This window comes from Agaribacter flavus (assembly GCF_042646125.1).
Taxonomy (GTDB): Bacteria; Pseudomonadota; Gammaproteobacteria; order Enterobacterales; family Alteromonadaceae; genus Glaciecola; species Glaciecola flavus.
In genome coordinates this window covers 1-9626 of record NZ_JBHRSW010000004.1, presented here as the reverse complement: position 1 = coordinate 9626, position 9626 = coordinate 1, and the positions used below count along the sequence as shown (strand labels likewise).

The 9626-nt window shown below is 47.7% G+C and carries 11 protein-coding genes and 1 pseudogene; 10 read left to right on the top strand and 2 right to left on the bottom strand.

The features are described from left to right. Positions 1-3: 3 nt before the first annotated feature. Positions 4-432 (top strand): toxin-antitoxin system YwqK family antitoxin, encoded by a 429-nt coding sequence (locus ACFOHL_RS00160; protein WP_376918172.1) that lies wholly within the window; start codon positions 4-6, stop codon positions 430-432. Here ACFOHL_RS00160 and nfi read toward each other — a convergent pair. Together nfi and ACFOHL_RS00150 are read right to left on the bottom strand one after the other, a co-directional pair. Further along, entirely contained in the window at positions 429-1109 is a 681-nt protein-coding gene (nfi, locus tag ACFOHL_RS00155) for a deoxyribonuclease V (RefSeq protein WP_376918171.1), read from the bottom strand. The genes ACFOHL_RS00160 and nfi overlap by 4 nt on opposite strands. Before the next feature lie 3 nt (positions 1110-1112). After that, positions 1113-1493, bottom strand: a complete 381-nt coding sequence (locus ACFOHL_RS00150) for a helix-turn-helix domain-containing protein (protein WP_376918170.1) — start codon at positions 1491-1493, stop codon at positions 1113-1115. A gap of 90 nt (positions 1494-1583) precedes the next feature. On the opposite strand from ACFOHL_RS00150, the pseudogene ACFOHL_RS00145 reads away from it, so the two are divergent. From ACFOHL_RS00145 to ACFOHL_RS00105, 9 genes and pseudogenes are all read left to right on the top strand, one after another. Next, a pseudogene (locus tag ACFOHL_RS00145) lies at positions 1584-1799 on the top strand (CHC2 zinc finger domain-containing protein); the annotation flags it as partial. Positions 1800-2027: 228 nt separating this feature from the next. Beyond that, on the top strand, positions 2028-4748 hold the full coding sequence (locus ACFOHL_RS00140; protein WP_376918554.1) for a toprim domain-containing protein: 2721 nt from the start codon (positions 2028-2030) through the stop codon (positions 4746-4748). A 3-nt stretch (positions 4749-4751) separates the two neighbouring features. Further along, positions 4752-5816: a site-specific tyrosine recombinase XerC gene (xerC, locus tag ACFOHL_RS00135; protein WP_376918169.1), complete on the top strand. Its 1065-nt coding sequence runs from the start codon at positions 4752-4754 to the stop codon at positions 5814-5816. Positions 5817-5871: 55 nt separating this feature from the next. Continuing rightward, positions 5872-6144 (top strand): type II toxin-antitoxin system Phd/YefM family antitoxin, encoded by a 273-nt coding sequence (locus tag ACFOHL_RS00130; RefSeq protein WP_376918168.1) that lies wholly within the window; start codon positions 5872-5874, stop codon positions 6142-6144. After that, positions 6141-6521, top strand: a complete 381-nt coding sequence (locus tag ACFOHL_RS00125) for a type II toxin-antitoxin system VapC family toxin (RefSeq protein ID WP_376918167.1) — start codon at positions 6141-6143, stop codon at positions 6519-6521. Before ACFOHL_RS00130 ends, ACFOHL_RS00125 begins: the two co-directional genes overlap by 4 nt. 630 nt (positions 6522-7151) lie before the next feature. Further along, positions 7152-7412 (top strand): hypothetical protein, encoded by a 261-nt coding sequence (locus ACFOHL_RS00120; protein WP_376918166.1) that lies wholly within the window; start codon positions 7152-7154, stop codon positions 7410-7412. 174 nt (positions 7413-7586) lie between these two features. Further along, positions 7587-7757, top strand: coding sequence for a hypothetical protein (locus ACFOHL_RS00115; RefSeq protein ID WP_376918165.1), 171 nt, complete (start codon positions 7587-7589; stop codon positions 7755-7757). Between the two features lie 70 nt (positions 7758-7827). After that, a complete protein-coding gene (locus ACFOHL_RS00110) occupies positions 7828-9069 on the top strand; it encodes a hypothetical protein (RefSeq protein ID WP_376918164.1) in 1242 nt (413 codons plus the stop codon). Beyond that, positions 9070-9534 carry a hypothetical protein gene (locus ACFOHL_RS00105; RefSeq protein ID WP_376918163.1) on the top strand — a complete coding sequence of 155 codons (465 nt, stop codon included), beginning with the start codon at positions 9070-9072 and terminating at the stop codon, positions 9532-9534. Positions 9535-9626: the final 92 nt, after the last annotated feature.

The window sequence follows — 9626 nt, the reverse complement described above, 5'->3', positions numbered from 1 at the left end:
AGAATGACGGAAGCAACCTCTGAAAAGCCTATGAGAATCCCCGAGAGGGAACTTGAATACAGTGGAGATGTTCGCTTATTGGGGGAAGTCCCTTTTACAGGGATCTCTTATGAAGTTTATCCGGATGGGCAGCTTGAACAAGAAACAATTTATAAGGATGGTCTGCCTGAAGGGCTTCAGCGTGAATGGTACTCTAATGGTCGGCTTCGTAAAGAAAGCGATGTTTCAAGGGGGCTGGGAGCTACTAAGGTTACTAGTTGGTACGAGAGCGGAAACTTACGATCAATATCCATTTATGAATCTGGTGTTAGGTTAGAGTATAAAGAATGGAGTGATGATACAGATAGTGAACTTGTGGTTGATGAAGTGACAGAAGTTAGTCCTGCTTTAAAAACATATATGGAACGGATGGCGAAGGTTAAAAAGAGTTAGCTTGTTATCTTGCTTAGCTTTACTCTCACGGCTTGATCTGCACTCCTAGTTGTTTCAGGTAGGCGATACTTGGGGCTTAATTTTAAAACCCATTCATTAGCAGTGGATAAGGATATTTGGTTACCAATAGAGACATAGATGGGGTTTATGCCCTGTTGGGTACGTAATACACTACCAATTACTTCATCTTTATCTATAAGAGGCGTCACGGCGCCTCTTTTTATGTCTGGCGTATCATGTTGTCCAATTAATTTGGTTTTACCACAACCGATGGTTGGCATATCAAAAATGACGCCTAAGTGACTGGCTAAGCCAAGACGCCTAGGATGCGCAATCCCTTGGCCATCACACACAATCAAATCAGGTTGATGCTCGAGTTTACTCATCGCTAATATTAATGGCGGTAGCTCTCTAAATGAAAATAAGCCGGGGATATAAGGGAATTGAGCCACATCAGTTGCTGTAGCTGTTTCAACGATATTGAGTGTATCAGCATCAAGTATAACAACTGCTGCGACTAGCTTATCGCCTTCCTTCTCATACGCAACATCAACGCCTGCAATGAGTTGGATATCACCAAATTTGTCTTCTCTAACGACTTTAGTTGCAAGCTTCTGTTGTAAGAGTAACGCCTCATTCTGAGATAAATCCCAAGGGTGGCTAATTACTGGCTTCATTGCTTAGCCAGTCCTAATTTGATCGGCAAATGCCCGTTTAGCATTGTGCTTAAGTATTAAACTCTCCAGCACTTCCTTAGCCACTTTACGCTCATCCTCATTGAATTGGCTTAGGGCTTCAAATTGTAGCTTGAGCTCATCTGATGGAGTACGACTATCTTCACCAAAGACCAAATCATCCAAGGTGGTATGCAAGGCCTTAGATAACCTCACCAGTGTCTCTAGGGTAGGCTGTGCTGTACCGGCTTCATAGCGTTTTATCTGATTCACATGTAATTCAATATCATCTGCTAATGCTTGTTGTGTTAAGCCCCGCTGTTTACGCAGGGCGGTCAGTCGTTTTACAAATTCCATGGGAAGCAACCAAATCACTGTGTTGCTCATAGTGTACCCCCTAGGTAACTTTAACTGTTGACATTGGTACAGTATAATGTTCTAAAATAAACAGTTCAAGCTACTTGACGGATTTTTAGTATGGCACGCATAAGTGATGCATTGATTGAAAAAATAAAACGCGAGGTGGATTTACTGCGCTTAATCGAAAGCCAAGGGTGTACGGTTAAAAAACACGGCGCAAAAGACTACGTTATTCAATGCCCCTTCCACGATGACGATACCGCCAGTTGCGTCATCACCCCAACAGAAAACCTGTTCCACTGCTTTGGCTGCGGTGAAGCCGGGAGTGTGATTGATTGGGTGATGAAAACCCAAGGTGTCTCGTTTAGGCACGCGGTGGAGATTTTACAGCAAGATAATCCTTCCTTAGCTGCTGTTTCTGACGGTCAGCATAATACGCCTGCAAAGCCGGTGAAACGCAGTACTACCCCGAAAGTCGCTTCCTTCTTAGCCGCTGATGACGTTGAAACGCATGATGATGTCGTGCTGATTAATCGCGTGGTGGATTACTACCATCGGTGTTTGCTGGAGAGTCCGGAGGCACTGGATTACCTAAAACAGCGAGGGTTGGATAACCCCGAGCTTATCAAAACCTTTAAATTGGGCTATGCCAATCGCACGCTGGGCTATCGTTTACCGAATAAAAACCGCGCTGAAGGCAAAGCGATACGCGCGCGTTTACAATCGATTGGGCTTATCCGCTCATCTGGCCATGAGCACTTTACGGGCTCGCTTGTGGTGCCGGTGATGGATGGGCACGGTAACGCACAAGAAATCTATGGGCGTAAGCTCTTAGGCAATCGCTTGCGCAAAGGCACGCCACAACATACTTACTTGCCCGGACCACACAAAGGTGTGTGGAATGCTGCTGCCTTAGTCGCCTGCGAAGAAATTATCTTGTGTGAAAGCTTGATAGATGCCATGACCTTCTGGGTAAATGGCTTTAGAAATGTGACGGCCAGTTATGGGACGAATGGGTGTACGGATGAGCATAAAGCGTTGTTTGCAAGTGGTCAGGTTAAACGCATCTTAATCGCCTATGATAATGACAGTGCAGGCAATGGTGCGGCTGAGAAGCTCACTAAACAACTCACCGCGTTAGGGCTTGATTGCTTCCGCATTGAATTCCCCAAAGGGATGGATGCCAATGAATATGCCTTGGCCGTGCAGCCTGCGCAAAAGAGTCTGGGCTTGGTGATACGCCAAGCGGCATGGTTGGGCAATGGTCAAGGAAAAAACGGCGTACGGCCTGATATTACTACGCATGCGCCCAATACACCGCGTGAGCTTGCTAGCATTGAAGCGGTTGGTGATAGCCTTGTTGATATGGACTCAGGTGAAGTGCTGGCAGAAGGCGCTGAGGCGTCTTCCTTAGTTGCTTCTCAAGTAGAGCAAGCTGATACTACAACAGCCAAAGTAGTACCGCCCCATGCGGAAGGGTTGCAGTTTATTGAGCAAGGGCATGACTTGCTGCTTGCCTTGGATAACTTGACCTGGCGTATTCGGGGGCTTGCCAATAACACGCACCCTGAGCAGTTAAAAATCAATCTCTTGGTGAAAAACGACACGGGCTTCCATGTGGATAACCTCGATTTATATGCCAGCCGTGCCCGTCAGGCCTTTGCCAAACAGGCGTGTAGTGAATTACGCGTGAGTGAAGGATTAATCAAGCAGCACCTTGGCGCCTTGTTATTGGCGCTTGAAATCAAGCAAGATGCTTTACTTAAAGAAAAGCAGTTGAGCACCGAGCAAGCGCCGATGAGTGAAGCTGAGCGTGAGGCAGCCTTGGCATTACTTAAAGCCCCTGACTTACTCAATCGCATTCTGACGGATTTAGACAGCTGCGGTGTGGTGGGGGAGCGCACCAATAAATTGGTGGGCTACTTGGCGGCCAGCTCGCGTAAGCTGGATAAACCCTTGGCGGTGATGATACAAAGTGCTAGCGCGGCGGGTAAATCCTCCCTGATGGACGCCATCTTACAGCTCTTCCCAGACGAGCAGCAGGTCAAATACTCCGCCATGACCGGCCAGTCCTTGTTCTACATGGGGGAAACCAACCTTAAACACAAAATCTTAGCGATTGCGGAAGAGGAAGGGGCGGAGCATGCCAGTTATGCCTTAAAGCTCTTGCAGTCGGAAGGGGAAGTCTCCATTGCTTCCACGGGGAAGAACCCGACGACGGGGAACTTAGAGACCCAGGAATACAAAGTGGAAGGCCCGGTGATGCTGATGATGACCACCACGGCCATTGATATTGATGAAGAATTACTCAATCGTTGTTTAGTCTTATCGGTGAATGAATCCAGAGCGCAAACCGAGTCTATCCATGCCAAGCAGCGTCAAAGTCAAACGCTCGAAGGCTTGTTGCAGCAGAAAAGCAAAACAGATGTGATACAGCTGCATCAAAACGCCCAGCGCCTTATCCGGCCGCTCTTAGTGGCCAACCCTTATGCCGAGCAGTTGACCTTCCTGTCGGATAAAACCCGCACCCGGCGTGACCACATGAAGTACTTAACCCTTATTCGCACCATTGCCTTGGTGCATCAGCATCAGCGCACCATTAAACGCGTGGAGCACAGCACGGCCAGTGGTACGGACTTACTCGAATACATCGAGGTCGTGCCTGAGGATATTGCGATGGCGAATCGTTTGGCCCATGAAGTACTTGGCCGTAGTCTTGACGAATTGCCACCACAAACGCGCAAGCTGCTGGCGCACATCCATGCCATGGTCACCGATGCCTGCACTGCGCCATCGGTCACACAGCCAGCCTACCGCTTTACGCGCAAAGACATCCGTCAGTACACGGGGTGGAGTGATAATCAGCTGAAAGTGCATTGTGTGCGCTTGGTTGAGATGGAATATCTGTTGGCGCATAGCGGTGGTCGTGGGGCGATTATCCACTATGAGCTCTTGTATGACGGTCAGCCAGAAGAGGAAGGTAAGCACCTGATGGGACTGATTGATGACGCTGTGCTCTCATCAAGTCAACACTACGATGCACAAACGTTGGGGCAGTCCTCAAGTAAGTTGGCCGCAGGTTGCCCCCAAGTGGGGGCTAAGTTGGGTAGTGCTCAAATAGCGCCATCCCAAGCGCCACAGGGGAGAGCAGTCGATTCTACAGTATATAATGCAGAAAACGAAAAAACGCCTATCACCGATACCGACATCGCCACTCATGCATCACACCATAACAGTAGTGCTGCTTCCTTAGCTGCTGCTGCGCCTTCGCTAGGAAACTAAGCCATGGCCAAACTCAAACGCCAGCGCTGCTTAAAAAGTGTGGGCGACCCCACTGACCCCCAAGGCTTGTTCGTGTTCATGCAGCGCTTTATCGAGGTGCTGGAAATTAAGCACTATACCGACAGCACTATCTTGAACAATGAGCGAGCGATACGCGACTTTATTGCGTGGTGTGATACGCGGATGTTACGCCGACCCACGGAAATTACGAAAGCGATTATCGAGCGCTACCAGCGCTCATTGTATCTCTACCGCAAACCCGATGGCATGCCTTTAAGTGTGTATAGCTTGCGGTTTAAAGTGGCGCCCCTCATCCAATGGTTTAAATGGCTGAGTAAAGAAAACTATATCCTCTACAATCCTGCGGCAGACATCGATTTACCGAAACAAATCCATACCTTACCGAAAGCGGTGTTAAGCGAAAAAGAAGCTGAGCAGATATTACAACAGCCCAATACCAGTAAGCCGCTTGGTATACGAGACAGAGCAATCTTAGAATTGCTCTATTCAACGGGTATCCGTCGTATGGAAGTGGTGTATCTGCAGCTGTATGATATTGATAGGGCGCGTAGGGTGGTGCAAGTACGTCAAGGCAAGGGCAGAAAAGACCGCATTATCCCGATTGGTGAGCGGGCGCTTTACTGGATATTACGCTACACCAACGACATTCGCCCTGAATATGCTCGGCGTGCCGATAGCCATCACTTGTTCTTAAGTCAGTACGGTGAGCCGATTAATCCGGCGTGGCTCTCCAGTACCGTACGAAGATATATTATAAAAGCCGGCATCAAAAAAAGCGGCAGCTGCCACTTGTTTCGCCACACCATGGCCACCTTGATGTTAGAGAACGGCGCGGATGTGCGCTATATCCAAGCCATGCTCGGGCATGAGAAGCTTGAGACGACGCAAATTTACACCAAAGTGGCGATAAAAACGCTCAAAAAAGTCCATGCACAGGCGCACCCAGCGCAGATGAATGAGCAGCAAGGTCGCCGCTTGCAAGCATTGCTTGGCAATGATGAGGTGGATGAAGAGGATGACCATGCTGACAAGAATGAACTTCACTGATACAACGGTATCTCAAGTGTGTATGAAAACATACACAAGATGTAGCATAATACGAATGAATGTAACCACAGAGGTAGAGGCGATGCGCAGCATTCCATTACACGAAGCAGAGGGTCATCTCCAAGAGCTTGCGGAGCTGATTGATAAAGGTGAAGAAATAGAGCTACTTCGCCCGGGTAAACCCAGTATGCGATTAGTGGTTGATGCGCCCAACCAAACATCACGAAAACGCCGCTTCGGGCAGTATGCAGGAGAGGCATTTTATATGAGCGAAGACTTTAATGAGCCGCTTCCTGAAAGTTACTGGTTAGGTGAAGATAAAACGTGAATATCCTCTTAGATACCCACGTTTTTATCTGGCTCAATACGACACCTGAGCAGCTCTCTTCTCGAGCGTTAGCTATCTGTGAATCGCTCGATAATGAGCTCTATCTGAGCATGGCAAGTGCTTGGGAGATGAGTATCAAAGCATCATTAGGAAAGCTGACTTTACCTATACCTTGGGATGTTATGCTCAAGCGACAACAGCAAGAAAATGGTCTGCGTATCATGGATATTACCGTCGAACACCTTACGCATACCTTACCTCGTCATCATGGCGACCCCTTTGATAGGCTTTTATTGAGCCAAAGTGTGATTGAGGGTATGCCCCTGATAAGTCGGGATAGTCAATTTACGCACTATAATGTAGATATCATCTGGTAGGTGCTGAGCGGTTACCTTGTAGATATCCAGCTATAATCTAACACCATTACCAACATCAACCACGGTATTACAAGGTTTACACCCGCCTGTCACATGTCGTGCATGCTCGTGCCTCGCCGCACGCCAAGGCGCCAGGCTAGCCCTCATCTGTTTATCAAACGTCATCTCTCCGTAGTAGTGCAATAAGGTTGTCGGGGGCGTCCATGCCCCCTCCGCATTTATTGCCCAGCGCCCTGCGCGCACCTTGCCCAGTGGCGAGCCTTATGGTGGGCTTACGTTTTATTACGGTCGGCGTTGACACGCCGCCCTGCATGCCACTTCAGCCCCCCAACGTCACGGCCACTGCCCCGCCGGGCTATCCTGCCCGGGCGCCCCAATACGGGGGCGCGTGCTTGCTGTAAGGAGGTACATAACAGCGGCTCAGCGTCCGGCATCAGCACAGGGTGCAAGGATGTATCCGCTTCAGAGGAAACGGAAGTACTGTCTGCTCTCCCATGATAGCACGGTGCTCACACGCGCAAGGGCAAGTGCATCACAAAAGCGGTGACCCTTGCGCGTGCTGCGCGCCGTGCTACCAAGTGAGCGCAAACAGCACTCACGTCGAGGCTGTATACAACGAGGTTTTATATTATGGAACAACCACATAGCATCATTCTTACCCCTGCATTAGTTGCGGAGTTCGAGTATATCGTTGCGTTACACAAACGCCATGGTGCTCCTAATCCTATGACATCAATGGAAGACTTGGTCGGGTACATACTCGCCAGCATCGCCGATGGCTCAAGAAGGCCGGGTTCGTGGGAGCGTCAACTACTGGACATGATGGGCTTAGTCGCTGATTGCGATGCGCACCATGTCTACCGCGCGCACTATGGCGAGGTCGAGGAGTAGGGCTCGCCCCTGCTGCTTAGCCGCGGGCGCTGCATCTGTGAGCCTAACTCAGTTGCAGCGTCCACCATCGAGAAAGGCGGCTAAAAAAATGACCGAAAAAAACACGCGCTCGTTCCGCTTCGTCACAATAGAATTACTACACTCCCCTCGAACAAACAAAGAGGACATATCATCATGGCAAAGAAAACGAGCAAGCGACTTAAAAAACGACTGCGAGCTCTCAAACAGCTTCGTAGGGAGGCCGTGCTTGTACTGGTCGTATTGCACTCAGTGGCATCCGACGTTGAACATCAATACGAACACGCGGACAGTTGTTCAGCACCCACCACCGAGAATAGCGGCTAAGAAATAAAATCATCATTGAGTGTGTGCGTAAAAAGATGCATCTAGGGGAATTTACGCGTAGAGTAGGGGAATGCATCAACGTATTGCTCTACATCCAGCGCCACTAAAGGGGATTATGCCACCTACGTGTAGGATGCATGTCGGGACTAACACATCCGCTGATGCGTTTGGGAACGCTTTAGGGAATAGTATTGTTGGGCATTTAAGTCAGCGTCCAACGGTATCAGTTGAAGAGCAAGCAAATCTAGAAACGTTCGGTGCTGCATTACTGGCTGATAATACGGCCAAGCTGAATAAAAATTTAAACAGCAGCACGAATAAGGTAGTTAATGACGCTGTACAGAAAGCGACAGATATAGCGGCTGATCAAGCGGCAGAAAATCTGACAGGCCTTGTGGCCACAAGACGAGCCCAGCAAGATGCCAGTTATGAAGCATCAGCTCTGGCCAGTATCAACCGTGATACGGCACGTATTTCGAGTTCGCTCGCCCATGCCAATACGGTGTATCAAGGCGTCAGTAACTTAGTAAGTACAGCGTATGAAAACCGTCAAACAGCGGCCATAAGCAGAAGTCAACTCAATGCAGCACGTGCGGCTCGGTATGAACGTGGTGCGATAGCAGCAGACAATACTTTTGCGGCGATAGGTGCCTCTGGCGTGGATGTCAATGCAAGCTTTACGGCAAAAACAGCAGGGTATACAGAGTTCAGACAAAATCGACAAGCTAAGTTTGACCAGTTTTATGGCGATTTGAATTCTTTTGAACGTTTTGCTTTTGACAACGGCGTTGATTTTTCCGAATTTGTCCTTGAAACCTACGAAGCTGTTGGAAATGGAGTAGAAGTAGGTATTGAAGCCGGTAAAATGGTTGCTAATGGAGCAGACGTGAGGTTGGCAGTCGGGTTTAAAAACAGCGAAAATTTTGAGGTGAAAGCGTTTGCTGGAACAGATATCGCAGGCGTATCGCATAAAGGACGGTTGTTCGAAAACAAGATTGCTAGTAATTCAAACTTGTTGCAACCTCTTAAAACTAATGTCGCTACTCGATTTGTTGTAGATACTTTTGGTACTGATGGTTTTAATCCTAGACTTGATTTTGTTCAGGAGTTTGACAGCTTTAAATTAGATACTTCCGGTCTTTCTAGACGGGTAGGTTTTATCGATTCAGAAGCAACCTTCGGCTTAAGGCGAAACCTTACGACTCTTGAGAATAGAGCCTCTCTTAATATCAAGTTTGAGTTGCCTGATGCAGTTGAAAGATTTACTTTTGGATGGACTCCAACTGTGTCTTTGGAATTCAGGAGTAAGTAAATGGCATTCATAAAAGTAAAATTAAACTCTCAAAGTTATAAGAATTTTAAGATTGAGTATTTACTTGAAAGTGACTTGAATCTTGAGTTTAAAGTCCTTTGCAGCAATGAAAATACTTCCATGTATGAAATCTATGAAAAAGGTGAGTTGTTGGCTGTTGTAGGTGTGGCCGGATATTTTTGGCACAGAGATCATATGATCAAAAAATCCGACTCTTATGGATGGGAAGGTCTGCCTATAGGAGACCTGAAATTAACGACAGATAACCAAGTTTTGATCAATGGAACAGCTAAAGCTAACTTGGCGTCATTCGGCATTTTTGAATGGTTAAAAGAAGTGCTAGTGAACCTTAGATTAGTTAAATTTGAACAGTGGTTATTGATTAATTTCAATGAAAATGAGATGAGTCAAGATATTGCCATTTGTGCTTTATTTTTAAGGTTCGCCGCTAAGTTTTCGGATTGATATCCGGTAATGCTGTACGAGAGAAGCTATCGACCGATAGCTTTGGAAACGCCTTAGGCAATAGTATAGTCTCAGGGATTGTGCAGAATCAG

What these genes read in the sequence shown, in the direction of transcription:
- ACFOHL_RS00110 (WP_376918164.1), top strand. Translation starts at nt 7,828, where the DNA reads ATGCATCAACGTATTGCTCTACATCCAGCGCCACTAAAGGGGATTATG.
- nfi (WP_376918171.1), bottom strand. Translation starts at nt 1,109, where the DNA reads ATGAAGCCAGTAATTAGCCACCCTTGGGATTTATCTCAGAATGAGGCG.
- xerC (WP_376918169.1), top strand. Translation starts at nt 4,752, where the DNA reads ATGGCCAAACTCAAACGCCAGCGCTGCTTAAAAAGTGTGGGCGACCCC.
- ACFOHL_RS00120 (WP_376918166.1), top strand. Translation starts at nt 7,152, where the DNA reads ATGGAACAACCACATAGCATCATTCTTACCCCTGCATTAGTTGCGGAG.
- ACFOHL_RS00130 (WP_376918168.1), top strand. Translation starts at nt 5,872, where the DNA reads ATGAATGTAACCACAGAGGTAGAGGCGATGCGCAGCATTCCATTACAC.
- ACFOHL_RS00150 (WP_376918170.1), bottom strand. Translation starts at nt 1,493, where the DNA reads ATGAGCAACACAGTGATTTGGTTGCTTCCCATGGAATTTGTAAAACGA.
- ACFOHL_RS00160 (WP_376918172.1), top strand. Translation starts at nt 4, where the DNA reads ATGACGGAAGCAACCTCTGAAAAGCCTATGAGAATCCCCGAGAGGGAA.
- ACFOHL_RS00105 (WP_376918163.1), top strand. Translation starts at nt 9,070, where the DNA reads ATGGCATTCATAAAAGTAAAATTAAACTCTCAAAGTTATAAGAATTTT.
- ACFOHL_RS00115 (WP_376918165.1), top strand. Translation starts at nt 7,587, where the DNA reads ATGGCAAAGAAAACGAGCAAGCGACTTAAAAAACGACTGCGAGCTCTC.